The organism is Pantoea sp. MBD-2R, from assembly GCF_039134845.1.
GTDB lineage: Bacteria > Pseudomonadota > Gammaproteobacteria > Enterobacterales > Enterobacteriaceae > Erwinia.
On the sequence record NZ_CP152417.1, the window covers coordinates 3,409,009 to 3,434,600 of the forward strand.

General features: G+C 53.3%; 23 protein-coding genes. 9 read left to right on the forward strand and 14 right to left on the reverse strand.

Going from position 1 to position 25,592, the window contains the following annotated elements:
• Positions 1-234: 234 nt before the first annotated feature.
• Complete coding sequence (locus AAGQ96_RS15630; RefSeq protein WP_342754007.1) at positions 235-510, reverse strand: YdgH/BhsA/McbA-like domain containing protein; 276 nt, start codon at positions 508-510, stop codon at positions 235-237.
• Positions 511-871: 361 nt separating this feature from the next.
• Between AAGQ96_RS15630 and narQ the strand changes: the two genes are divergently transcribed.
• The gene (narQ, locus tag AAGQ96_RS15635) at positions 872-2,542 is read left to right on the forward strand and encodes a nitrate/nitrite two-component system sensor histidine kinase NarQ (RefSeq protein WP_342754008.1); all 1,671 of its coding nucleotides are present in this window, start codon (positions 872-874) and stop codon (positions 2,540-2,542) included.
• A gap of 181 nt (positions 2,543-2,723) precedes the next feature.
• Complete coding sequence (gene acrD, locus AAGQ96_RS15640) at positions 2,724-5,840, forward strand: multidrug efflux RND transporter permease AcrD (protein WP_342754009.1); 3,117 nt, start codon at positions 2,724-2,726, stop codon at positions 5,838-5,840.
• 429 nt (positions 5,841-6,269) lie between these two features.
• On the opposite strand, the gene AAGQ96_RS15645 is transcribed toward acrD, so the two are convergent.
• Positions 6,270-6,464: a hypothetical protein gene (locus AAGQ96_RS15645; protein ID WP_147199140.1), complete on the reverse strand. Its 195-nt coding sequence runs from the start codon at positions 6,462-6,464 to the stop codon at positions 6,270-6,272.
• A gap of 134 nt (positions 6,465-6,598) precedes the next feature.
• Between AAGQ96_RS15645 and AAGQ96_RS15650 the strand changes: the two genes are divergently transcribed.
• The 3 genes from AAGQ96_RS15650 to AAGQ96_RS15660 are packed head-to-tail and all read left to right on the forward strand — an operon-like array spanning position 6,599 to position 8,283.
• Complete coding sequence (locus AAGQ96_RS15650) at positions 6,599-6,955, forward strand: ArsC family reductase (RefSeq protein WP_342754010.1); 357 nt, start codon at positions 6,599-6,601, stop codon at positions 6,953-6,955.
• A 2-nt stretch (positions 6,956-6,957) separates the two neighbouring features.
• Positions 6,958-8,085, forward strand: coding sequence for a succinyl-diaminopimelate desuccinylase (gene dapE, locus AAGQ96_RS15655; protein ID WP_147199142.1), 1,128 nt, complete (start codon positions 6,958-6,960; stop codon positions 8,083-8,085).
• Positions 8,086-8,094: 9 nt separating this feature from the next.
• Entirely contained in the window at positions 8,095-8,283 is a 189-nt protein-coding gene (locus AAGQ96_RS15660) for a YpfN family protein (RefSeq protein WP_147199143.1), read from the forward strand.
• Between the two features lie 33 nt (positions 8,284-8,316).
• Here the strand turns inward: AAGQ96_RS15660 and ypfH are convergent, their stop codons facing one another.
• The 6 genes from ypfH to dapA all read right to left on the reverse strand — a co-directional run bounded on the left by ypfH (position 8,317) and on the right by dapA (position 14,937).
• Positions 8,317-9,009, reverse strand: coding sequence for an esterase (ypfH, locus tag AAGQ96_RS15665; RefSeq protein ID WP_147199144.1), 693 nt, complete (start codon positions 9,007-9,009; stop codon positions 8,317-8,319).
• A 43-nt stretch (positions 9,010-9,052) separates the two neighbouring features.
• On the reverse strand, positions 9,053-11,086 hold the full coding sequence (locus tag AAGQ96_RS15670) for a GNAT family N-acetyltransferase (protein WP_342755577.1): 2,034 nt from the start codon (positions 11,084-11,086) through the stop codon (positions 9,053-9,055).
• Position 11,087: 1 nt separating this feature from the next.
• Positions 11,088-11,948: a neutral zinc metallopeptidase gene (locus AAGQ96_RS15675; RefSeq protein WP_147199145.1), complete on the reverse strand. Its 861-nt coding sequence runs from the start codon at positions 11,946-11,948 to the stop codon at positions 11,088-11,090.
• Positions 11,949-12,143: 195 nt separating this feature from the next.
• Positions 12,144-12,857: a phosphoribosylaminoimidazolesuccinocarboxamide synthase gene (gene purC / locus AAGQ96_RS15680; protein WP_147199146.1), complete on the reverse strand. Its 714-nt coding sequence runs from the start codon at positions 12,855-12,857 to the stop codon at positions 12,144-12,146.
• Positions 12,858-13,008: 151 nt separating this feature from the next.
• Positions 13,009-14,043 carry an outer membrane protein assembly factor BamC gene (gene bamC, locus AAGQ96_RS15685; protein ID WP_147199147.1) on the reverse strand — a complete coding sequence of 345 codons (1,035 nt, stop codon included), beginning with the start codon at positions 14,041-14,043 and terminating at the stop codon, positions 13,009-13,011.
• 15 nt (positions 14,044-14,058) lie between these two features.
• The gene (gene dapA, locus AAGQ96_RS15690; RefSeq protein WP_147199148.1) at positions 14,059-14,937 is read right to left on the reverse strand and encodes a 4-hydroxy-tetrahydrodipicolinate synthase; all 879 of its coding nucleotides are present in this window, start codon (positions 14,935-14,937) and stop codon (positions 14,059-14,061) included.
• A 157-nt stretch (positions 14,938-15,094) separates the two neighbouring features.
• Between dapA and AAGQ96_RS15695 the strand changes: the two genes are divergently transcribed.
• Positions 15,095-15,688: a glycine cleavage system transcriptional repressor gene (locus tag AAGQ96_RS15695; protein WP_147199149.1), complete on the forward strand. Its 594-nt coding sequence runs from the start codon at positions 15,095-15,097 to the stop codon at positions 15,686-15,688.
• On the forward strand, positions 15,666-16,133 hold the full coding sequence (gene bcp, locus AAGQ96_RS15700; protein ID WP_147199150.1) for a thioredoxin-dependent thiol peroxidase: 468 nt from the start codon (positions 15,666-15,668) through the stop codon (positions 16,131-16,133). The genes AAGQ96_RS15695 and bcp overlap by 23 nt, the downstream gene beginning before the upstream one ends.
• 349 nt (positions 16,134-16,482) lie before the next feature.
• On the opposite strand, the gene AAGQ96_RS15705 is transcribed toward bcp, so the two are convergent.
• The 3 genes from AAGQ96_RS15705 to AAGQ96_RS15715 form a co-directional block, all read right to left on the reverse strand.
• Positions 16,483-17,544 (reverse strand): AI-2E family transporter, encoded by a 1,062-nt coding sequence (locus AAGQ96_RS15705; protein ID WP_147199152.1) that lies wholly within the window; start codon positions 17,542-17,544, stop codon positions 16,483-16,485.
• A 96-nt stretch (positions 17,545-17,640) separates the two neighbouring features.
• Positions 17,641-19,242, reverse strand: coding sequence for a sensor domain-containing diguanylate cyclase (locus AAGQ96_RS15710; protein ID WP_342754012.1), 1,602 nt, complete (start codon positions 19,240-19,242; stop codon positions 17,641-17,643).
• Between the two features lie 259 nt (positions 19,243-19,501).
• Complete coding sequence (locus AAGQ96_RS15715; protein WP_147199154.1) at positions 19,502-20,107, reverse strand: DsrE family protein; 606 nt, start codon at positions 20,105-20,107, stop codon at positions 19,502-19,504.
• Positions 20,108-20,805: 698 nt separating this feature from the next.
• On the opposite strand from AAGQ96_RS15715, the gene AAGQ96_RS15720 reads away from it, so the two are divergent.
• Together AAGQ96_RS15720 and arsC are read left to right on the forward strand one after the other, a co-directional pair.
• Positions 20,806-22,263: a M48 family metallopeptidase gene (locus tag AAGQ96_RS15720; RefSeq protein ID WP_147199155.1), complete on the forward strand. Its 1,458-nt coding sequence runs from the start codon at positions 20,806-20,808 to the stop codon at positions 22,261-22,263.
• Between the two features lie 11 nt (positions 22,264-22,274).
• Positions 22,275-22,646 carry an arsenate reductase (glutaredoxin) gene (gene arsC / locus AAGQ96_RS15725; protein ID WP_147200657.1) on the forward strand — a complete coding sequence of 124 codons (372 nt, stop codon included), beginning with the start codon at positions 22,275-22,277 and terminating at the stop codon, positions 22,644-22,646.
• A 55-nt stretch (positions 22,647-22,701) separates the two neighbouring features.
• Here the strand turns inward: arsC and hda are convergent, their stop codons facing one another.
• The 3 genes from hda to upp form a co-directional block, all read right to left on the reverse strand.
• Entirely contained in the window at positions 22,702-23,403 is a 702-nt protein-coding gene (gene hda / locus AAGQ96_RS15730; protein ID WP_342755578.1) for a DnaA inactivator Hda, read from the reverse strand.
• Positions 23,404-23,494: 91 nt separating this feature from the next.
• Complete coding sequence (gene uraA, locus AAGQ96_RS15735) at positions 23,495-24,772, reverse strand: uracil permease (RefSeq protein ID WP_147199157.1); 1,278 nt, start codon at positions 24,770-24,772, stop codon at positions 23,495-23,497.
• Between the two features lie 53 nt (positions 24,773-24,825).
• Positions 24,826-25,452 carry a uracil phosphoribosyltransferase gene (gene upp, locus AAGQ96_RS15740; RefSeq protein WP_125289554.1) on the reverse strand — a complete coding sequence of 209 codons (627 nt, stop codon included), beginning with the start codon at positions 25,450-25,452 and terminating at the stop codon, positions 24,826-24,828.
• Positions 25,453-25,592 lie beyond the last annotated feature (140 nt).

Here is a 25,592-nt window from a genome sequence, read left to right on the forward strand (position 1 = left end):
GATTGCGTACAGACGCAAAAATTCGGGCAAGTTCCCGCTTCCTGTAGTTATTATCTTGAGGGAAGAAGGAGAAATGCGGCGATGCATCCTAACCGTTCTGTAAAGCCGACGCAAAAAATCTGTGGTGGAAATCGTTAGGTTTTGTGATTCTGACTGAAGGACGCAAAAAAAACCGGCCGCATCTTGCGGTCGGTTCAGTGAAATCACTAAGGCTACACTGGGACTAACTGATACTTAACGGTAAATCTCGGCGTTACCACTCCACAGGCTGGAGTCGCCGGGGGTGTCGGCACGGATGATTCGATAATGGGTCGCACCCATCTCTTCTGCCTTTTGCGCCAGCTGCGCGGTGGCATCATCCAGAGAACCGCTTACGCCCTGCACGGAAACCGTGCCCATTTGTTGCAGATTCTGAGTCTGACTCTCATCGACCTGCGTGGCCGCTAAGGTTGAAAATGACGCTGTCGCTAAAAAGGCGGCGGCAATCAGACCGGCTAATTTCGTCTTCATAGGATGCTCCTCGTCGGGTCCTGCTGGACATTCATTTTGTTAACGTCAGTGATTATGAGCGACGCAATGAAAAGCAGCGTGGGCAGCAGGTAAAGGCGTTAAAGGAATGTGAAGCCTATGAAGATTTTTAAAAAGAAGCGTCAATGAAAGTTACATTTTTTATAGCCTGTAACTTTGTGTGAATGGCGTGGGCATAAATAGCTAAATATTGTCCTACTCTATTCCTCGCTACGCTTCGCTTCAAGCGATACGGCGCACAATTTTGATATTCGACAAAGGAGAGTGAGCTGCTGGCAAATGCCCCTTTTGATGACGTTATACTGCCGCTCGTTTGCACCCTGCTCAGCCTGAGGAAGGAAGAATGTTGAAACGCTCCGTCACCCGCAGCCTCGCCCGCACGCTCTTTGCCATTGTACTTCTCTCCGTTCTCAGCTCCACCCTGGCTTTATTGACGCTTTCCGCCAGCCTGCGCGATGCCGAAGCGATTAACATTGCGGGTTCACTGCGAATGCAAAGCTATCGACTGGCCTGGGATGCCGCAGCCGACTCAGCGGGCCTGGCCCATAATATCGATCTCTATCAGCAGACGGTCGAGGCACCGGTCCTGCACGCATTAGAACGTGCATGGGTCCCTGACAGCGTGAAGGCGCGTTATCACGCGCTACAGCTCAGCTGGCGCGAGCTACGCCCCCTGCTGCTGAGCGGTAACACCGCCAGCTATCAGCAAAATGTCTCTCGCTATGTCACTCAGATCGATCGGTTTGTACTGGCCCTGCAACACTGGGCAGAATTGAAAATGAAACTGGTTGCCAGCGCCTGCCTGCTGGGATTTGTGGCGATTGCGCTGCTGGTGTTATGGACGCTGCGGCGGGTGAAAAAAGAAGTTGTTATCCCGCTACACCAGCTGGTGACGGCCAGTCAGCAGATCGAGCAGGCCAACTTCCATTATGCCCCGCTGGAGACAACGCTCCCCAACGAGCTGGGCGTACTGGCGCAAGCGTTTACCCATATGTCTGAAGCGCTGGAAAAACAGTACATCTGGCTGGAGCAGGCGGTGAAAGAGAAAACCCGCGATCTGCTTCAGGCCAATCGTCGGCTGGCGCTGTTATATCAATGTTCAGAAATGCTGCGCGGCCGAAACAGCCATGCTTATTCTGACGTTCTGCACCGGGTACGGGAACATGAAAATCTGCATGCCATAGCGCTGGTTGCGCAGCCTCAATGGCAGATTCAAATGGGCGAGCCATGTGCGGATCTCACCTGGCAAACGCTGCCGCTTGATTTGGCATCGGATAAGCACGTTGCCGAGCTGCGCTGGCAGGCGCAGGAAAGTGAGCCGCCGCTGATGCAGGGGCTGGCAACGATGCTGGCGCGTTCGCTACAGCTGGAAAATGCTGAGCAATCGATGCGGCACCTGTTATTAATGGAAGAGCGCGCCACCATCGCCCGTGAACTGCATGACTCCCTGGCCCAGTCTCTGGTTTATTTACGCATTCAGATGGTCCGCCTGAAGCGGGCAATGGGCGAGAGCAGCCCGCCAGCTCAGGCGATAACAGGAGAAATCGATCGGGCGCTTACTGAAGCTAATCGTCAGCTGAGAGAGTTACTCACCACTTTTCGCCTGTCGGTTGAACCCGCTGATTTGCTTACCGCTTTGCGGCAGGTCATCGCGCCGCTGCAAACGGAAGCGAAAATTCTGCTGGAGGGAGAACAGACGTTGCATCTTAGTGCGGCTCAGCAGGTACACGTCTTGCAGATCGTTCGGGAAGCCTTGCTGAATGCCATTCGTCATGCCAGCGCAACGCAAATTATCGTGCGCTGTATGCCGGACACAACCCCTAACCTGACCGTTGAAATTGAGGATAACGGGCCGGGGCTTAAAAAGCCTGAAGCACGACCGGGACACTACGGTTTGGCTATTATGCAGGAACGGGCCAGGAGCCTGCACGGAACACTCAAAATCAGCCAGTCTGCGGCGGGCGGGACAAAGGTCGCTTTCGTTTTTCCGCTCTCCGCTGAGGATTTTGCATGATAATTTACATATTCTCCTTATTTTCTCCACGATTATGCCGTTGGCGGCGGGTAGAGTGAAAGCTTAACCAATCCGGTTGAATAACCAGAAAAATTTGTTGCAGGCTGCTTGTTGCAGTGCCGTCAGGGTGCGCCGCCAGACGCAACGCCTTTCCGATAAATAGCCCGGAGTGCACCATTCAATGGCGAATTTTTTTATCGACCGTCCCATTTTTGCCTGGGTCATTGCTATTTTGCTGTGTCTGACTGGCGCACTGGCAGTATTTTCTCTGCCCGTTGAGCAGTATCCCGAACTCGCGCCGCCTAACGTTCGCATTACCGCCAATTATCCTGGTGCTTCTGCACAAACGCTTGAGAATACCGTCACGCAGGTTATTGAGCAGAATATGACCGGCATCGATAACCTGATGTACATGTCCTCTCAAAGCAGCAATACCGGGCAGGCGACCATTACGTTGACCTTCGTTGCGGGCACCAATCCGGATGAAGCACGCCAGCAGGTGCAAAACCAGCTGCAAAGCGCGTTGCGTAAATTGCCTCAGGATGTTCAGTCGCAAGGGGTTACGGTAACAAAGACGGGTGATACCAATATTCTGATGGTGGCTTTTGTCTCCACTGACGGCAGCATGGACAAGCAGGATATCTCCGATTATGTCGCCAGTAATATTCAGGACCCGCTAAGCCGCATCGATGGCGTAGGCCAGGTTGATGCTTATGGCTCGCAGTACGCCATGCGCATCTGGCTCGATCCGAATAAAATGATCGACTATGCGCTGACCACCAGCGACATTGTCAGCGCTATCGAGTCGCAAAACAGCCAGGTCGCGGTCGGCCAGCTGGGCGGATTACCCTCTGTCGATCGCCAGGCGCTGAACGCCACCATCAACTCTCAATCGCTGTTAACCACGCCAGAACAGTTCCGCAATATTACGCTGCGGGTTAATCAGGATGGTTCAGAGGTGAAGCTCAGCGACGTTGCCAGCGTAGCGCTTGGGGCAGAGAAATATGATTTCCTCAGTCAGTACAACGGCCAGGCCGCATCAGGGCTTGGCGTAAAGCTCGCTTCCGGTGCTAACGAGCTGCAAACCGATGAGCTGGTGCGGGCGCGTATCGACGAGCTTTCCCATTTCTTTCCCCACGGTCTGAAGGCGGAAATTGCTTACGAAACCACGCCGTTTGTTACTGCATCAATCCGCGACGTCGTGAAGACGCTTATTGAGGCCATCATCCTGGTCTTTGTCGTCATGTATCTTTTCCTGCAAAACTTCCGCGCAACCTTAATTCCGACGATTGCCGTTCCCGTCGTGCTGCTGGGGACGTTTGCCATACTTTCGGCCTGCGGCTTCAGTATCAATACGCTCACCATGTTTGCCATGGTGCTGGCAATAGGCCTGCTGGTGGATGACGCCATCGTGGTAGTGGAAAACGTCGAACGCATTATGAGTGAGGAAGGTTTATCACCGCGTGAGGCCACCCGCAAATCAATGGGGCAGATTCAGGGCGCACTGGTGGGCATTGCGCTGGTGCTGTCCGCCGTGTTTGTGCCTATGGCTTTTTTTGGCGGCACCACCGGCGCCATTTACCGTCAGTTCTCCGTCACCATCGTTTCCGCCATGGTGCTTTCGGTACTGGTGGCGATGATCCTGACCCCTGCCCTTTGCGCCACGCTGCTTAAACCCCTGCCTGCGGGGCAACATCACGAGCGCCGGGGCTTCTTCGGCTGGTTCAACCGCATGTTTAACCGCAATGCTGCGCGTTACGAACGGGGCGTCGGTCGCATTTTATCAAAAGTCGGGCGCTGGCTGATTCTGTACGTCGTGATCATTGCGGGCATGGCCTTGCTGTTTCTGCATCTGCCCACTTCTTTTTTGCCGCTGGAGGATCGCGGCGTCTTTACGACCCAGGTTCAGCTGCCGCCAGGCTCCACGTTGCAGCAAACAAATAAAGTCGTGGATAAGGTCGAGCAGTATTACCTCACCCAGGAGAAAGACAATGTGGTCTCCGTTTTCTCAACCATTGGTGCCGGGCCGGGCGGTAACGGTCAGAACGTGGCGCGTATGTTTGTGCGGCTGAAAGACTGGGACGAACGCAGCGGCGCAGAAAATACCTCTTTTGCCATTATCGAACGGGCTACTGCGGCCTTTAAACATATTCGCGAGGCTCGCGTTATCGCCAGCAGCCCGCCAGCCATAACCGGCATGGGTAACTCCGCCGGTTTTGATATGGAGCTTCAGGATCATGCGGGGCTGGGTCACGATGCGTTAATGAAAGCGCGCGATCGGCTGTTGGCCGAGGCCGAAAAAGATCCCTCGCTGGCCAGGGTTCGTCATAATGGTTTGGACGACACGCCACAGCTGAGAATCGATGTCGATCAGCACAAGGCGCAGGCGTTGGGCGTTTCTGTTGATGATATTAACGCTACGCTACAGACCGGCTGGGGATCGACTTACGTCAACGATTTCCTTGACCGGGGCCGGGTGAAAAAAGTTTATGTTCAGGCCGCCGCTCCGTTCCGTATGCTGCCGGACGATATCAGCAAATGGTACGTGCGCAACAGCAGTGGCAGCATGGTACCTTTCACCGCATTCGCCTCCACCCGTTGGGAAACCGGTTCGCCGCGTCTGGAGCGTTATAACGGTTATTCCGCCGTAGAGATTGTCGGTGAATCCGCCAGCGGCGTCAGTACCGGTACAGCAATGGATGTTATGGAAAAGTTGGTCAACAAGCTGCCCACCGGCTTTGGCTTGCAGTGGACCGGCGCTTCTTATCAGGAGCGCATGTCCGGTACCCAGGCACCCGCGCTGTACGCTATTTCGCTGCTGGTGGTTTTTCTGTGTCTCGCCGCACTCTATGAAAGCTGGTCAATTCCCTTCTCGGTTATGCTGGTGGTGCCGCTGGGCGTGGTGGGTGCGCTGGTGGCAACCTGGCTGCGCGGTTTGGAGAACGACGTTTACTTCCAGGTCGGTCTGCTCACCGTGATTGGTTTGTCGGCGAAAAATGCCATCCTGATCGTTGAGTTCGCCAATGAGATCAACAGCAAAGGACAGGATTTGTTAGCGGCCACGCTGGAAGCCTGTCGCCAGCGTCTGCGTCCGATATTAATGACCTCGCTGGCCTTTATTTTCGGCGTGCTGCCGATGACCATTGGTCAGGGTGCGGGTTCCAGCAGTCAGCATGCGGTAGGAACAGGCGTGATGGGCGGTATGATTTCCGCAACGTTATTAGCACTTTTCTTTGTGCCGATCTTCTTCGTGTTAGTACGGCGGCGCTTTCCGATAAAAGAGAAGCCGGTCACATAACGAATAAAGGCAGCCCGCAGGCTGCCTTTGTTATATTCGGATACTGAAGGTAAAGCTTGTTGATGTTGTCGCCGAGCTTTTCTTTATGAATGTGTTACTTACGAGTCAACATCACTTCGATAAAGTCTTTCCAGTTCCCCAGTTCTAAATCAATCATAAGTCACCTCTCGTTGTAGTGACGCCATTATAAGATTATTCCTAAAGCAAAGTGAACATCTTTCGTCCAACAACGCATCAACAAAACCAGGATTTATCCGAATATGTGGTGCGACGCACAGTTTAACCGATATGATTACCCAGGCAATTAATAGCAGTGTCATCATAAGGTTAGAAAGGTTTGTCTCATCAAAAAGAGGCGCTAAAAGAGAGGGAATATCACCAGTAGTGGCTGTCAAGTGAGAGGGGAGAAACCTCCCCTCAGAATCGCTGTTATTTCAATACGATGATTTTATCGTAACCGCCGCTTTCGCTGTCGATATGGGTTTTGGCTTCCGGATGTTCTGCCAGCACCGCCTCCACAATGTGATTGAACTCATCGCAGCGGCTCTCTCTTTTCCGGGCGATCACAATTGTCGACTTCGTTTCTTCAACCGTATGGGCGGAAGACGCTTTCATATAGTTCATATTGTCCCTCCTGATGCTAACTCTCTGTTAAACGTGCCGTCTTCCGTGCCTCTCAGGCGTATCCGTTGTAAACTAAGCGCCTGAGCAGTATCGAATATAGATGAAACCCACAGAAAAAAGAAGGGAACCCCGCCATGCTGACGATGTACGGCATTAAAAATTGCGACACCATCAAGAAGGCGCGAAAATATTTAGAAGCCCGGGACGTGAACTATCAGTTTCACGATTACCGGGCCGACGGACTGGATGCTGCACTGCTGCAAAAATTCATCGACCAGCTGGGTTGGGAAGCATTACTGAACACGCGCGGTACGACATGGCGTAAATTAAGCGAAGAAACGCGCAGCGCGGTGAATAATGCCGCAGCGGCACGGGAAGTGATGCTGGAAAACCCGGCAATGATTAAACGCCCGTTGCTCTGTAGCGCCGACGGCTCTATGCTGCTGGGCTTTAGTGAAAATGCTTACCAGCCTATCGTGGAGAAGTCCTGATTATGTTCTGTCCGGTCATTGAGCTGACGCAGCAGCTTATTCGTCGCCCTTCCCTCAGCCCGGATGATGCCGGTTGTCAGGCCATTATGATGGAACGCCTGCGCGCGCTGGGTTTCACCATTGAACCCATGAATATCGGCGACACCCAAAACTTCTGGGCCTGGCGTGGTGAGGGCGAGACGCTGGCGTTTGCCGGTCATACTGATGTGGTACCCGCCGGGGATGCCAACCGCTGGATCAATCCGCCGTTTGAACCGACCATCCGCGACGGTATGCTTTACGGACGTGGCGCAGCGGACATGAAAGGCTCGCTGGCCGCAATGACGGTGGCCGCCGAGCGTTTTGTTGCCAGTCACCCCAATCATAAAGGACGGCTTGCGTTTCTGATTACTTCAGATGAGGAAGCCAGCGCCACCAACGGCACGGTTAAGGTTGTTGAAACACTGATGGCGCGCCGTGAACGTCTTGATTACTGTCTGGTCGGCGAACCATCCAGTACCGAAATCGTCGGCGACGTAGTGAAAAATGGTCGCCGTGGTTCAATGACCGCTAACCTGACGCTGCACGGCGTTCAGGGGCACGTGGCCTATCCGCATCTTGCTGATAACCCGGTTCACCGCGCGCTGCCAGCGCTGAATGAATTAGTGGCGACAGAGTGGGATCGGGGCAATGAATTTTTCCCGCCGACCAGCATGCAGATTGCTAATGTTCAGGCCGGAACCGGCAGTAATAACGTTATTCCTGGCGAGTTTTTCGTGCAGTTTAACTTCCGCTTCAGTACCGAGCTGACCGACGAGCTGATTAAACAGCGCGTGCGGGAACTGTTAGACCGTCACCAGCTCCGTTATACGCTGGAATGGACGGTTTCCGGCCAGCCGTTCCTGACTTCAACCGGAAAACTGGTAGAAGCGGTGGTAAACGCCGTTGAGCACTATAATGAAATTAAACCGCAGTTGTTGACGACAGGCGGCACCTCTGACGGGCGCTTTATTGCCCGAATGGGTGCACAGGTTGTGGAGTTAGGGCCGGTGAACGCCACCATTCATAAAATCAATGAGTGTGTGAAAGCCGCTGATTTACAACTGCTTAGCCGTATGTACCAGCGTATTATGGAACAGCTTATCGCTTAAGGAGCAGATATGGAATTTCTCAAGCATTATTGGTGGCTGCTGGTCATTGTGTTGATGGTGGGCGTTCTGATGAACGTTTATAAAGACCTGAAGCGCATCGATCCTAAAAAGTATCTGGATAATAAACCGGATCTGCCGCCGCATCGTGATTTTAACGATAAGTGGGATGACGACGAAGACTGGCCGAAGAAGAAATAACATTTTCAGCAGGGGCATCCGTCCCTGCTTTTATCATCTCATTGGGATGACGTCATCATCACCCGGCGCGCTGCCGCTCAGGGCTTCATCGAAATAGCGTCGCGGCACCGTATAGTGCAGATGATCCAGCGCCGACTGCATGGCGCGCTGATCGACAGCATGCGGCAAATCTTCCACAATATTCAGCGTGACGTCCCCCCCCAGCGCCAGCAGCTGTGCTTCGGCTTCAAGCGCATGGCCTAACGGGACTTGTTCATCATCATCACCGTGGATCAAATGAATGGTGGTACGCTTTGTCACCGATTGTGGCGGGCTGGCATAACGTCCCGAGAAAGCAATTACCCTTCCCGCGAGGCCCGGCTGCGCCTTGATCGCCTCCAGCGCCATGGTGCTGCCCTGAGAAAAACCGATCAGCGCCGTTGCTTCCGCTTTTACGCCGCTCTGACGCTGCCAGTCCCGGATAATTTCAGTAAACGTTGCCATTACCGCATCGACTCGCTGCTGGTGATTTTCTTCGCTCAGATCGTCGACAGAATACCACTGACGGCCATGGACGCCAGAATCCGATGCGCCGACGCAGATCACCATCGCCTGTGGGAAAGAGTCGGCAAACCATTTGCCCAGATCGCCCATGGATATGGGGTTATCGCCCACGCCGTGAAATAACAGGAACAGCTGAGCCGGAGCGCTGACGGGACGCTGAACAACAAAATAGTCATGGTGCATGGTTTCCTCCTTAAAAAGCCTTACGCATCGCAACAGGAAAAGCTTAGCGCTGCTGATTTTGCAGCAATATAGCGATATAGCGTTGCCAGTTTGCGCTGCGCTGCGGATCCAACCGGTTCAGTGCCCGCTGCGTCTCCTGCCGCCAGCCAGCCAGTAGCGCTTTACGCCCCGACAGCCCGGACTGCTGAATGAGGCAGGTCGGAGAGAGCCGTTCAAGAACCGCGCCTTGTAATAATGGCAGCTCACGTGAGTCATTGCTGACCAGACGGCCAAGCGCGCCGATACTGGCTTCAAAAGGCCGATGCGCCCAGGCGAAACCGGCCAGATCCCGCCAGTCGTCTTCGTCCAGTTGATTAACCGCGCCCGACTCGCTTGCGGTAAGCGTTAGCGCCAGATCCACATCCCGCAGCTGAGGCCGCAGCCAGGGCCAGTCGCGGGCCAGTTTTCGCCTGCCTTTTTCTGCCAGCGCCCTGCCCGCTTCACTCAGCGGCAGGATGGCCATTGCGGTATAGCAGCCGCTGCTGGCCTCCGGTTTAGTGCCAAATCGCACCAGCTGAAAACCACAGGCCTGCCAGAAGCGCCATAAAACTTCAGTATAGCCAAAACTCACCGAGAGAAAATCCAGCCCTTCGGCATGCCCAAGGCTCTGCTGTATCATCTGACGACCGATGCCTCGCTGCCGAAGCGCAGGAGAAATGGCGATACGGCTGATGCGACGCGACGTCAGGGCAGCGGCTTCCGGCCAGCCGCCGTGGGCCGCCAGCGACTGGGCAACCAGATTGCCTGCCGGTCGGCGTAGTCCTGCCCATACGGCCTCTGCCAGCCCGGCTGACAATCCGCCTTCATCCACCAGCCACAGCGCACCCTGCACCTGGTCACCTTGCAATGCAGCGCTGAAATGCATGCCGGGCGCATCCATCATGCGCCGTAAATCCAGCGGTGAGGTGCGGTAATGGGCGCTGGTCAGCAGGCGGTACATCGCCTCAAGCTGGGTAGCGCGGCCTTGCCATTCGTTTTGCTGAGGATAGCTAAAATCAATATCACGCTCGGCTGCGATCGGTTCCGCCTCGCTAAATAACAGCGTGTCATCAATAAAGCGTTCCAGCGGATCGAACTGTGACCAGCGCAGCGGCTGTGCCAGCCTGAGAATTGTCGCCTCGGGTAAAGAAGCGCAGAACTTCAGCAAAAAGCCTCTCCCCGTCCCTTCATAACCCTGCAAGGTCGTGGTCAGCAGGACGCGTGGATAAAGATGAACCAGTTGATGAAGCATAGGGGTGGGAATGGCCGCCGCCTCGTCAATCACCAGCCAGTCGATATTTTCTGGCCGCTCTGCTGCGGTAAGCGCCAGTAGCCTGTCCGGGGCGATAAACTCAAACGCATCACCGGCAAATTTCGCCAGCACGTCCGTGGCAACTTTAGCCGGTGCGGAGATCAAACAGCGGCCCCGCCAGCGTGCGGCGAGGGTACCCGCCAGCGCTGACTTTCCTCTGCCACGCGGGGCAATCAGCACTGAAATGCCCGGCTCGCTTCTCAGAAGCTGTTGTAATACTTGCTGCTGCTGAGAGGTATCATCCGGCTGCCATTCTGGGGTGGCTGGTGGCGAGGGCAACACAGGCGCATGATGCTGGCGCAGAAGCGCGACCTGCTTATCTGCCAGCAAGCGTTTCTGCAAGCGATGGATAAAGTTGGGCGTGGCAATCGGCGTGGAGGTTTCGCTCCAGCGCAGGGAATCAAGATCGGGCTGTGTGGGCCAGCTTTCCCACTCCGGAGCAAGGATGACCAGCCAGCTACCCGCTTTGAGGGTACCGGCCAGCACCGCCAGCGCTTCGGCATGGAAACCGTCGCGGGCGTCGAAGACCGCATGCAGAAACTCTTGTCCCAGCAGCGTTTTTGCAGCAGAAGGTTTGCAGTTCAGCGGCGTTTGCGGCGCATCGCCAATCCACAGCCAGTCTCCAGGCAGCAGGGAGATCCACTGCTGTGCCTGAAGCTGGCACCACTGCGCCTCGCCGCTAACGACCATCAGTCGCCGTAAGCCCTGGCGTTTTAGCCTTTCCGTTTGCTCAATAATGTTGCCCAGATCAGCCACTGAAGGTATCACACTGGCCAGGATTACCGCTGTCGTAGCCTTTTTTAAACCAGCTGTAGCGCTGTTGCGAGGTGCCATGAGTGAAGCTGTCCGGCACTACGCGCCCCTGACTTTTCTGTTGCAGGCGATCGTCGCCAATCGCTTCAGCCGCATTGAGTGCCTCCTGCAAATCCCCCGGCTCCAGAACTTCCTGCTGCTGCATATAGTGTCCCCAAACGCCCGCGAAGCAGTCAGCCTGTAGCTCAAGCTTCACGGAAAGTTGATTGACCTGCGTCTGAGATGCGCCCTGCTGCAACTGCCGTACTTTGGATTCGATACCCAGCAGCCGTTGTACGTGATGGCCTACTTCATGGGCAATAACGTAACCCTGTGCGAAATCGCCATCCGCACCCAGCTTGTTTTTCATTTCGTCATAAAAAGAGAGATCGATATAAACGGTGCTGTCCGTCGGGCAATAGAAAGGCCCCATTACCGACTGGCCGGTGCCGCAACCCGTTCGCGTAGCGCCACGGTACATCACCAGTTTTGGCGGCGTATAGTTCTTCCCCATCTTCTGAAAGATTTTTTGCCAGGTATCTTCCGTTGTGGCGAGGATCACTGAAGTGAATTTTGCGGACTCGTCCTGTTGAGGATTGATTCCCTGCTGTTGTGAAGCCGGCTGAGAATAAGATGAGGTCTCTCCGGTCAGTAGCGGAGTTAAATCGTAGCCATAGTAACCGGCAATCATTACCAGAATCAGAATGACAATGCCGCCCTTTCCACGGGGAATACGCATTCGTCCCGCGCCTACCGTACCGGATTCATTACGGCGATCTTCCACGTTATCGCTCTCACGGCGCCCTTGCCAACGCATAAATTACTCCTGGTGATCTTAAAGTTGTTCTGATTTTAGTCGTGCGAAAGCACTAACACCAGCATCGTGAATAACGGCAGGAAATTACTGACAGTGAGGGAACAGCAACGTTGGCCAGCGCGCGGCGGCCGAAGGCGTGATAAAACAGGAGAAAGCGTAAAATAAGCTGCGGCCAGTCAGCCGCAGCCGAAAAAATCAGTCCAGCTTCACGCCAAGACGGTTAGCCACTTCTTCGTAGGCTTCAATCAGGCCGCCAAGACTCTGACGGTAGCGGTCTTTGTCCATCTTGTTCAGGGTTTCTTTATCCCACAGACGCGCGCCATCTGGTGAAAACTCATCGCCCAGGGTCACTTCGCCGTTAAACAGGCCAAATTCCAGTTTGAAGTCGACAAGGATCAGGCCAGCATCGGAGAACAGCTTGCTCAGCACATCATTCGCTTTGTAAGTTAATTCACGCATCCGCGCCAGGTTCTCTTTGTTCACCCAGCCGAAGGTTTCACAGTAGGATTCATTGATCATCGGATCGTGGCGGGCATCGTCTTTGAGAAACAGGTCGAACAGCGGCGGATTCAGGATTGTGCCCTCTTCCACGCCGAGACGCTTCACCAGTGAGCCAGCCGCACGGTTACGCACCACGCATTCAACAGGTACCATATCCAGCTTTTTCACCAGCGCTTCGTTATCGGACAGCAGCGCTTCCATTTGAGTTGGGATGCCTGCTTCCTGTAGCTTGCTCATGATGAAATAATTAAATTTATTATTAATCATCCCTTTACGATCAAACTGTTCGATACGCTCACCGTCCAGTGCTGACGTATCGTTACGGAATTCGAGTACCAACAGATCCGGGTTTTCGGTGCTGTAAACGGTTTTCGCTTTGCCGCGATACAACTCAGCTTGCTTTTTCATCTTGTCTAACTCCAAACGTGGATCCCCGTGGCTGACTGCTGGGGAATGAACCTATTGTGCGGTGGCTATTGTATGATCTGCGGCGAAAAAACCGAAGCAATCGTTTACGCAGCAGAAAATAAAAAAGGCCGGATAAATCCGGCCGGGTCGATTACTTGCTGAATGCCGCCTGGAATACCGCCACTAAGGCGTCATTCTGCGACTGGGTCAGCGAGTGACCTTTTGGATCGAGGAACTGCAGGCTGCTGCGGTTATCCAGATCGCCGACCTGCAACTTATAGTTGCCGTTTGGCAGCCCCGGATCTTTCGCACCCAGGCTGTCCCAGGTTTCTTCTGAAGGCGCGCTGTAAGCCACGCTCAGACTGCCCTGCGAACGGTTCTGGTCTGAGGCTTTCATGCCGATGCGCTGAAGCGCTGCTGGCAGACGTTCCCAAACGGTGTTGAACGGCGCACGCACAATCAGATTTGGCAGGCCAGTATCATCCGCCCCGCTCTGCACATTGATCTGCGCAGCGCTGTTTTTCGCCGCGGAATCTTCACGAATGTTTTCGATCTTATCCAGACCCATGCTCAGCTCGTTGAGCATCTGGGCGGTATAACGCTGAAGCTGCACAGGAGAATTAACAACTTTATCTTCCTGTTGCAGTTCCAGCAGCTTAACGGTCAGCGCCTGCTGATAGCCCTGCTGCTGAACGGCGATCTGATAACGTCCGCGATACTGATGGTCTTCATCAGCACGGTTCCACTGCACCCAGTCAGTGGTCAGCGTCTGGCTGGCGTCGGTACGGCTGGCAATGGTGTAATTACGCGCCTGCACAATATCGACAACCTGCGGCCACAGCGCACCGTTACGGGCATTGTCCACCAGCAACACGCCGGAATTACCGGCAAACTGCGTGCGTGTGCCGTTCATCAACGCCAGCGGCTGGGCCGGTGGGCGGATATCCAGCTGTTTGCCGACGGCACCTTTGCTGCTCACGGAAGGAATGTCGAAATCACCATTTTGCAGCGGCAAAATCATCCCTGAAGGCGCATGCAGCTCGCTGATATCAGCCGCCTTCAGATAAGATTCGTCTCCGCTAACCTGCCGCTTGTAACGCTGGTCGCTGGAGCAAGCTGCCAGCAGCATCACCAGTGAAACACCAACCACTTTCGCGATCGCAGACTTTTGTACTGAGTAAGCCATTAATTCTCCCTAAATTTACAGCAGGCCTGCGTTTTTCAGTGCCTGCTCAACAACCGGACGACCGGCATCAGTCATCGGCGTCATGGGTAGACGCAGCGTATCGGTTGCAATTAATCCTAATTTTTTAGCCGCCCATTTTACCGGGACAGGATTAGGCTCAATAAATAGCTTCTGATGCAGATGCATCAGGCGCTGATTCAGGCGGCGCGCGGCAACGAAGTCACCCTGCTGTGCAAAGGCGCACAGCTCGGCCATTTCGCGCGCGGCGATGTTCGCAGTCACGGAGATTACGCCCTTTCCGCCCAGCTGCATGAAGTCGAGGGCAGAGGCATCATCGCCACTGACCAGCACAAAGTCTTCATCAACCAGCTCTTGGATCTGACTTACCCGCGATAAGTTCCCGGTTGCTTCTTTGATTCCGATAATATTTTTGATTTTCGCCAGACGACCCACGGTTTCCGGCAGCATGTCACAACCGGTACGCGAGGGTACGTTGTAGAGCATTTGCGGCAGATCGGTGCTTTCTGCAATGGCTTTGAAGTGCTGATACAGCCCTTCCTGAGTAGGACGGTTGTAGTATGGGGTAACGGTCAGACAGCCAACCACGCCACTTTTTTCAAAACGTTGGGTCAGTGCGATCCCTTCTGCCGTCGCGTTGGCGCCGGTTCCGGCGATAACAGGAATACGGCCATCGGCTAAATCCAGCGTCATCATCACCACATCACCATGCTCATCATGGCTGAGCGTGGCGGATTCGCCGGTTGTTCCCACGGAGACAATTGCCGCTGTTCCGCTGGCAACATGATAATCAATCAGTTTTTTTAAACTCGTACGGCAGACATACCCTTTGTCATCCATCGGCGTAACGAGCGCAACAATACTTCCCGTGAACATTTGCCATCCCCTCCACAAACAAGTTCTTCATGGTACGTTTGACAGCTATTGAAAAGCAAGCGGCAAGCCCGCGTGGCCCCTTGGCAGAGGGTATTTTTTATGTTTACCTTAGGGTTATCACAATTGCTAATCACTGAGACGCACAGGAAGCATCATTTTGCCGCAGTTACCTCAACAACATTTGGTTATCACCGCCGTGGGGGTCGATCGCCCGGGGATCGTCAATGCCATCACCCGCCACGTCAGCAGCTGCGATTGCAACATTGAAGATAGCCGTCTTGCCATGCTCGGTGATGAATTCACTTTTATCATGCTGCTTTCCGGCAGCTGGAACGCCATTACCCTTATTGAATCCACGCTGCCGCTGAAAGGCGCCGAGCTGGAATTGCTGATCGTGATGAAGCGCACGACTTTTCGCGAACGGCCGCCAATGCCCGCAACGGTATGGGTGCAGGTTGAAGTTGCCGACTCGCCGCATATCATTGAACGCTTTACCGATTTATTCGACTCTCAGCAGATGAATATCGCTGAGCTGGTTTCCCGCACGCAGCCTGCGGCAGAAAATCAGCCGCCTTTGCTCTATATTCAGATCACCGCCCACAGTCCGGCCAGCCAGGATGCCGCGATTATCGAGCAGGCATTTAACAGCCTCTGTACAGAGTTGAGCGCTCAAGGCACTATTAGCGTCGTTCAGTATCCACAGCATGATGAAAAAACGGAGAATAGTGATGAATCCACTGAAGGCCGGTGATTTAGCACCGAAATTTAGCTTGCCCGATCAGGACGGCGAGCAGATAAATTTAACCGACTTCCAGGGACAGCGCGTTCTGGTCTATTTTTACCCGAAGGCGATGACGCCCGGCTGCACCGTTCAGGCTTGCGGCTTGCGCGACAGCATGGACGAATTGAAAAAAGCCGGCGTTGAAGTGCTAGGGATCAGCACGGATAAGCCCGAAAAACTGTCGCGATTTGTTGAGAAAGAGCTGCTGAACTTCACGCTGCTTTCTGACGAAGACCATCAGGTTTCCGAGCAGTTTGGCATCTGGGGCGAGAAGACTTTTATGGGTAAAACCTACGACGGGATTCACCGCATCAGCTTTTTAATCGATGCCAACGGCAAGATTGAGAAGGTGTTCGACGATTTTAAAACCAGTAACCATCACGATATCGTGATGGATTATCTGCAGTCGGCCTGATCAAATCCTGACTCAAAACCCCGCTTTAGTGGGGTTTTGAGTCAAACAGGCCTCTGAGCCAGATTAAGCCTCATGAGAGTTTAACTGACGCCGTGAAAATCGTTGTCCAGACGATACCCGCATTTTGCCCAATGGACGGTAATCTGCCAAACCGACATGCTTTTCACCCGCGACAATCTCACCAAAACTCGCAACCAAATCTTTTCCAGGCAACGAATTTAATCTGTTTTTATCTTGAGTTTTTCCATTTTAGAATCGGTCTCATCTCTCATAATAAAGCCCCTCCGCAACTGTTCATTTAATCGGCACATACAACTGCTGCAATCCTGAGCAATACTTTTCTGTCAGGTCAGAGAGGTTTTGCCAGCTCGTCCGGCCAGGCATGCACGACGGCTTTGACCAGCGTTGCCAGCGGAATAGCGAAGAACACGCCCCAGAAGCCCCACAGGCCACCAAAAATCACCACCGAGAGGATAATCACCAGCGGATGCAAATTGACCGCTTCGGAAAACAGTACCGGCACTAAAATGTTGCCATCCAGTCCCTGAATAATCAGATAAACGATAATCATCGTCCAGAATTCGCTGCCCAGCCCCCACTGCGCCAGACCAACACCCACTACAGGTATCGTCACCGCCAGCGCGCCGACGTAAGGTATCAGTACCGATACACCAACCAGCACCGCCAGTAATAAAGCGTAATTCATGCCGATAGCGAGGAAACCTATCCAGCTGGCAATGCCGACCACGATCATCTCCAGCACTTTGCCACGGATATAGTTGGAAACCTGCTGATTCATCTCTTCCCACACCTGACCGGCCAGGCCGCGATTGCGCGGCAATACCTGACTAATAGCGGCAAGCATTTGCGCTTTGTCTTTTAGCAGGAAAAAGACCATCAGCGGCACCAGTACCAGATAGATTGCCAGCGTCATTAGGCCAACCAGCGATGCCAGCGAGTATTTAACCAGCTGATCGCCCATGCCGCTCAGACGCGCACGCAGATTTTCTACCACAATATCAACAATGCCCACGTCCATTAACGCAGGAAAGCGCTCCGGCAAACGCGTGGCAAAGTGATACAGGCTGGTCAACATGGCGGGAAGCTCATGCGCGAGATTAATGCTTTGCTGCCAGGCAATCGGTGCGACGACCAAAATCAGCATCAGCACGATGGTGGCAAAAATAATCAGTACGATGGTAGTAGCCCAGGTGCGGGAACAGCCCAGACGCTCAAGACGCACCGTTGGCCACTCCAGCAGATAAGCGACCACCAGCGCGACCAGCAACGGCGCCAGCAGGCCATTAAAGAAGAAAAGAATACCGAAGGCGGCGAGAAGGATCGCCAGTAGTGCAATAGCCTGGGGATCGCTGAACCGACGACGATACCACTGTAATAAAAGATCCAGCATGTCAAACTTCCTGGCTTTCTGAAGGAGCGGGAGAGTCTACATGAAACAGGCTGGCGCTGTCGCGTGAACCGGCTGCGGTCTGGCTCAGGCTGGAAATCAACCTTGCTGACGAAGCTTTTCAGCCTGAATTTCATCCCGCTGCGGGCTAATTATCACCCGATTACGGCCCGCATTTTTAGCCGCGTAGAGCGCATCATCAGCCTGCTTGAACACGCGTTCGACAGAGGCGTTATCAGCAGCCCACAGCGCAACGCCAATGGAAATGGTGACGTGGCCCACCAGCTCTTGCTCCTGCTGTTCGATTCTTTTGCGCACGCGTTCAGCAATCGCACCCGCCATATCGCGGTCTGCGCCAGGGAGGATCATCAAAAACTCTTCACCACCGTTACGACAAACCACATCCGTCTGCCGTGAGCTTTTGCCCAACTGCTGCGCCACGTTCTTAATCACGCTGTCGCCCACGTCATGGCCCCAGGTATCATTCACCCGTTTAAAATGGTCGATATCGAGCGCCAGCACCGCAAACGGTTGATTGGTAGCAATAAAATATTCCAGTACCGCGCTGAGGCCGCGTCGGTTAAGCAAAGACGTTAGCGGATCTGTTTGCACTTCAAACTTCAGCCGACCGATTTTATCCTGCAACAGGCCGATGCCGGTCAGCATTGCGGCTTTAATTTGACTGGCTTCGTAGTACCACGAACGGATATTGCCAATCTCCAGCGAAACACCCAGCATATCCATCTGCGTCGCTTTACTGGCCAGCTGCCCCAGCGGTTTGGCAATCAATCGGGCAAGGAACCAGGCTAAAAATATCGTCAACAGTACCCAGGGAATGGAGCGCAGCAGAACTTTCAGCACCAGGCTGGTCAGAGGCACCAGCGTAGTCTGCGTCGGCTTCATCGCAACAATCATCCAGCCCGGCGTGGCAACCATGGCGTAGCCTGCCAGCATCGGTTCACCATGCTGTTTTAACACCTGCTGATAACCATTATCTTTTTTACGATCGTCGCTGATTAACGGCTTAATCGTCTGCCCGATGAGCCTGCTGTTCTGGTGATAAAGCACCCGGTTGTCGCCATCAACGACGTACAGCGACGAGCCGTCGCGATAAAACTGCTCGCCCAGCAATTCGTTAAGAATGCTTTTTTTCTTCAGGTAAATCGTGCCGCCAATAAAACCAAGGTAGTTGCCGTTTGCAGACCAGATAGGATAAGAAACAAACACCATCAGATTATTGGCGGCGGAAAGCGTGGCTTTACTGACCAGCGGCCGACGTTCCGCCAGTGCCTGACGCGTGGCGCTGGAGGTCAGATGCATCCCTTTAAGCATCAGTGATTCAGGCGAAATAGCTTTCAACCAACCGTTGGCATCGACAATCACTACCGAGTTGAAGCTACGGGTCTGTTCACGCAGGCGATTCACTTCACGCAAGGTCAGAGCATCGTCATCCATACCCGAACTGATTTCTTTCGCACTCCAGGCAAGCTGCGACTCGGCCTGCTGGAAAAACATTTCCGTCGTGGAAGCCAGCTTGGTGGCATAGACGCGGTTAGACTCCAGCGTGTTATTAATCAGCACTTCCCGCTGTACCTGCGAACTGGCATAGAGCGAACTGGCTAATGTAATTACAATGCTGGCTATCACTAATAAAGTAATAAGCGTTAGCAAGTCCGCCCTGAGTCTTTTTTGCCTCAGCATGGGCTTACCTCGAAGAAACATGTCATAGATGTCGCGTCTTATTTTTTTAGGTCTTATGGCGTCTCATGCCCTGGTGAAGCATGCGCTGATAGTACATCGTCACCCCCCTTCCCTCTTCGGCCATGTGCAGAAGAAGAGAACCGGCAGGCTGTGATCTACGTTATCGTCCATATGGCCAAAAACTTAAGGCAAACATTCCATTCTTTAGCAGGAAATTAAGCGGGCCAGCGCCCGCTATGTTAAGAAAACGTAAGGATTATTACATGGCGAGAAAAGCGTATCCTTGATTTTCCAGCGTTGCGACGGTTGTCGGGCTGGATAAGGCATGTGTAACAGAAGTATCGATCCAGTCATGATTAAAATGATGAAAAGCGACCGACTGATCGCAAACCGAGACGTCCACACCTTTCGCCCGCAGTTCATTAATCAGCTTCAGGTTCGGGTTATCAACACCATAAAACTTTTTGTATTGCGCATTCGTGAGCATGGCTGGCGTGCCATCACCCGTAACGGAAACCACGAATTTCAACTTATCCTGCGGGACACCGGCAGCAATATATAAATTAACCACGCGGGCAACCCGTTCAAGACCGAGGTTAGGCACGGTGGGGCCATTTTCCGCTTTGGTAATCTGGAAAACGACTTTATTACTGTCTCCGCTTGCAGGCTTATAAGCGGCATCGGATTCGTAATGAATTTTGCCATACCCATCAATAGCGGGCGTTGTCCAGAATCCTTCAGGGTCGCTGGGCTGACTGCCAAAATGCTGGCTAAATTTATCGGCCAGATCGGGGGCTTTTGAAAAACTGGCTCCCACCAGGCCGGCTACAACAGCAATTAAAACGTAAGATAAAACAGGGCGCATAGAATCCTCTCTACCTTCATACTTGCGTCAGTGGCCTGACGTCAAAAAGGAAAATAAACGTAACGGTTAAGAAAACGAAAAGAGATATACCACACTTAAAAATATAATTTCATCGAACAAATAATCGTAATGGCTGGTAGTGCCATTTTTTTGTTCGTCCAAATAAGTTTTTATTCTCATTTGCAAAATAAATAAGTGGGATTAGCGTGGCAATAAAGAGCCAGTATTAATCATGGCTTTAACTTTTAAAAGAAACAAAACTCCCTGCATTAACAGGCACCACCTCAATCCTGATATTTTCCAGCCCCGTCAAACTGCCATTATTCTTTTATTTGTTGGTACGGTAGATTCTGTATAAATGTAACAAAAAGACGCTCGATCCTTGCGTAATGGTTTTGTTACAACACGATCAATTAACTTGTTTTTCGGACTATACCTAACCATTTACATACAAACTTCAATTTATTTGAGTAAACCTGACAAATTTTAATTAAATAGCGCAGGATTGCTCACCCTGTAAGCGCAGTGTCTTTCAGTTTTTTTAAGTGAGTTACGCCCGGTTTCTTTCTGGCCTGATGAATAGCTGACGCGAGTCGTTTCCTTCCTCATTTCCTGTGGTTAAGATAGCCTGCGGTAAACATCCGGGATGCGGATCACCGCGAAGGATCAACGAGGACTTCATCAGAATGGGATTCAGTATGATTAACCGATTGAAGCACTGCGCGCTGGCATCAATGATCGCTGCACTGGCGGCAACCTCATTTTCCGTCGCAGCGGACGTTAGCGATATGTTACCGGATATCGGTACGACCGCCGGTAATACGCTCTCTATTAATCAGGAACTGGCGATGGGTGATTTCTATGTGCGCCAGCTACGCGCCAGTGCGCCCCTGATCAACGATCCCCTGCTGAATGACTATGTGAATCAGCTCGGCCAGCGGCTGGTTACGCATGCCTGGTCGGTGAAAACGCCTTTTCATTTTTATCTCGTCAGCAATGATGAAATTAACGCCTTCGCTTTTTTTGGCGGCAATGTGGTGCTGCACTCCGCGCTCTTTCGCTATACCGATAATGAAAGCCAGCTGGCTTCGGTTATGGCTCATGAAATCTCCCACGTTACGCAGCGTCATCTGGCACGCGCGATGGAAGAGCAACAGCGCAATGCGCCACTCACCTGGGTTGGGGCTTTAGGCTCCATTTTACTGGCGATGGCCAACCCGCAGGCGGGAATGGCTGCCCTGAGCGGTACGCTGGCCGGTACGCAACAGGGCATTATCAGCTTTACTCAGCAAAACGAGCAGGAAGCGGACCGTATTGGTATTCAGGTGCTTCAGCGTGCCGGATTTGATCCCCAGGCCATGCCGAATTTTCTGCAAAAACTGGCGGATCAGTCGCGCTTTTCCTCCAAACCGCCGGAAATTTTGCTCACCCATCCCCTCCCCGACAGCCGCCTTTCCGATGCCCGCAACCGTGCTAACCAGATGAAAGCGGTCGTGGTGCAGTCTTCGCAAGACTTTTACATGGCAAAAGTGCGCATACTTGGGATGTACGCCACAGGACAAAATCAGCTTACTGACGATCTGCTTGATACACTTAGTAAGGGCAATACGCGTGAACAGGCCGCCGCTCAGTACGGCAAAGCCGTGCAGTTTTTACAGGCGAAAAGCTTTGAGAATGCCCGACGCATTATTGCGCCGCTGCTGGCTAAACAACCCGGCAATGTCTGGTATCTGGATATTATGACGGATATCGACATCGGCCTGAACCAGCCTCAGCGCGCCGTAGCGCTGTTGCAGGGCGCTCAGGCAAGCGGTAGCCCGGTTGTGCAGCTGAACCTGGCGAACGCCTTTGTTGAAGCCAAACAGCCGGCGAATGCCAGTAAAGTGCTTTACCGTTATACCTGGGCGCACAAAGATGACCCTAACGGCTGGGATCTGCTGGCTAAAGCCTCTGCCGATCAGGGGCTAAGCGATGAAGAACAGGCGGCACGTGCCGAAAGTCTGGCGTTGAATGGCCAGTTGGATCAGGCGATCCGCAGCCTGAGCAGCGCCAGCGCGTCGGTGCCGTTGGGTAGCCTTAAACAGGCGCGGTATGATGCGCGGATTGACCAGCTGCGTCAGTTACAGCAGCGTTTCCATCAATATCAGAAAAAATAGAGAGGTGAATGATGTCCGATATCCTGATCTATCATAACCCACGCTGCTCCAAGAGCCGCGAAACGTTACAGCTCCTGCAAGCGCAGGGTATTACCCCTGAAATCGTACTCTATCTGGAGGATCCCCCGCCTGTCAGCACGCTGAAAACGCTCCTGGCGAAGCTGGAATTCACCACCGCCCGGGAGCTGATGCGTCAGCAGGAAGATGTTTATAAGCAGCTGAATCTGGATGATGAAACCTTAAGCGAGGAGCAGCTACTGCAAATCATGGCCGATAATCCGAAGCTAATTGAGCGACCTATTGTCATTGCCTATGGCAGAGCGCGTCTGGGGCGACCGCCGGCGCAGGTGCTGGAGATCCTGACCACCGCTAAGGCATACTAAAACATGCAGAAAAGAGTAAATGTTTTACGTGATGCCAGTGGCTTTATGCCGCTATTTACAGGCCCAGCGCTTCCTTCACAAACGGAATAGTGAGCTTGCGCTGGGCGCTGATAGAAGCGCGATCCAGCTTGTCGAGCGTGACGAACAGCGTACGCATTTCACGATCCAGCCTTTTTAGCAGAAAACGTCCCACGTCCTCAGGAAGTTCAAAACCTCGCAATTTTGCGCGCAACTGCATTGCCTGAAGTTTGTCTTCGTCGGATAACGGTTGCAGCCGATAGATTTGTCCCCAGTCGAGGCGGGAAGCGAGATCCGGTAGCTTTAAATTCAGCTGACGGGGTGGACGATCGCCCGTGATCAGCAGACGCGTTTTACCGGTTTCCAGAATGCGGTTATAGAGATCGAAGATCGCCATTTCCCAGGGCTCATCGCCTGCAATGCATTCAATATTATCAATGCAGATCAGCGCCAGCTGTTCCATTCCATCCAGCACCTCTGGCACAAACCAGGTGCGCTTATCCAGCGGCACGTAACCCACTGCTTCACCGTGAGCGGACAGCTGTGCGCAGGCAGCATGCAGCAGATGGCTGCGGCCGCCGCCTTCCCGTGACCAGAAATAGAAATAGCTGCCGTGCTCCTGTTGCAGCGCACTTTGCAGCGCAGCAATCAGCGACGGATTTTCCCCTGGCCAGAAGCTGGCGAAGGTTTCATCGTCGGGCAAATAGAGTGGCAAAGAGAGCTGTGCCGGCGTATTCAGAAGCACCTCAGTATCGATCGGGCAAAATCCGGCTGAAGTTTATCACAACTCTGCAAGGATTATGAAACGGGCAGCCTCAGCTGCCCGAAACTTAATCGCGATCTTCAGGCTCGAGGATCACCTCTTCCGGGCGGATCAGGCTAATGACTTTAAAAATCAGGCTCAGCGCGATGCCCACGATAGTCGCCAGCGCCATGCCTTTCAGTTCGGCCGCGCCGATATGAACCGTGGCGCCGCTGACGCCAATTATCAGGATCACCGAGGTCAGGATCAGGTTTTGCGCCTTGTTGTAATCGACTTTCGATTCGATCAGCACGCGGATCCCTGAAGCGCCAATCACGCCATAAAGCAGCAGCGATACGCCGCCCATCACCGGCACCGGCACCGCCTGAATTGCCGCAGCCAGCTTGCCGACGCACGACAGCAAAACGGCCAGAATGGCCGCGCCACCAATCACCCAGGTACTGTAAACACGGGTGATTGCCATTACGCCGATGTTTTCGCCATAGGTGGTATTTGGCGTGGAGCCGAAAAAGCCTGAAAATACGGTAGAAATGCCGTTAGCAAACATCGAACGGTGCAGACCCGGATCTTTTAGCAGGTCTTTTTTAACAATATTTGCCGTCACCACCAGATGGCCAACATGCTCGGCAATCACCACCAGCGCTGCAGGTAAAATGGTCAGCATGGCCGCCCATTCGAAGCGCGGCGTATAAAAGGTCGGTAAGGCAAACCAGGGCGCGGCTTCAACCGTCGACCAGTTGACGATCCCCATGAAGTAAGAGAGCGCATACCCCACCAACACCCCGACCAAAATGGGAATAATGGCCAGGAAGCCGCGAAACAGCACCGAGCCAAATACCGTTACCGCCAGCGTCACCATGGAAATCAGGATCGTTTTACCGTCGACGGACGCGCCGTTTGCCGGCAGCAGCCCGGCCATATTCGCCGCCACGCCAGCCAGCTCCAGACCAATGACGGCCACAATGGCACCCATTGCCGCAGGTGGAAACATCACGTCCAGCCAGCCAGTACCGGCTTTTTTAACAATCAGCGCCACCAGGCAGAACAGCACGCCGCACAAAATAAAGCCACCCAGCGCCACTTCATAACCCAGCGGCAACAGCAGCAGTACCGGTGAGATAAAAGCAAAGCTCGATCCCAGATAAGCGGGGATTTTTCCTTTACAGATAAATAAATACAGCAGCGTGCCGAGGCCGTTAAACAGCAGCACCGTCGCCGGGTTAATATGGAAAAGGATAGGAACCAGCACCGTCGCGCCAAACATGGCGAACAGATGCTGGAAGCTGAGTGGAATAGTTTGCAGCAGCGGTGGCCGCTCGCTTACGCCTATCGCGCGACGCGTCATAGTAATACCCTTTTTCAGACAATAAAAAACCGACTCTCTGGTCGGCTTAACGCTTATTTCGTACCGAAGATTTTATCGCCTGCGTCGCCGAGACCAGGAATGATATATCCTTTTTCGTTCAGCCCCTGATCGACTGATGCGGTGTACAGTTCAACGTCCGGGTGCGCTTTTTCCAGGGCGGCAATCCCCTCCGGCGCGGCAACCAGCACCAGCACTTTGATGCTGCTACAGCCCGCTTTTTTCAGCAGATCGATAGTGGCGATCATCGACCCCCCGGTCGCCAGCATCGGGTCAACGACCAGCGCCATGCGTTCTTCAATGTTTGAAACCAGCTTCTGGAAATACGGCACGGGCTCCAGCGTTTCTTCATCACGGTAAACGCCGACGACGCTGATACGAGCGCTTGGCACGTGCTCCAGCACGCCTTCCATCATACCCAGACCGGCACGCAGGATGGGTACGACGGTAATTTTCTTACCTTTGATCTGATCGATTTCCACCGGGCCATTCCAGCCCTCAATGGTCACTTTTTCCGTTTCTAAATCCGAGGTCGCCTCGTAAGTCAGCAGGCTACCTACTTCTGAAGCCAGCTCACGAAAGCGTTTAGTACTGACATCCTGCTCACGCATCAGACCCAGTTTATGTTTGACCAATGGGTGTTTAACTTCCACGATCTTCATTGTTGTTCTCCCGGAAAATATTGCTAAAAAAAAATCGCGGGATTATAGCGCCATTCCGGCGCTGCAACCTACCATTTAATCCAGGTTTTAAAACATCACACACGCTCCTGTAAGAATTGGCTAAAATTTAGCTATCCGCA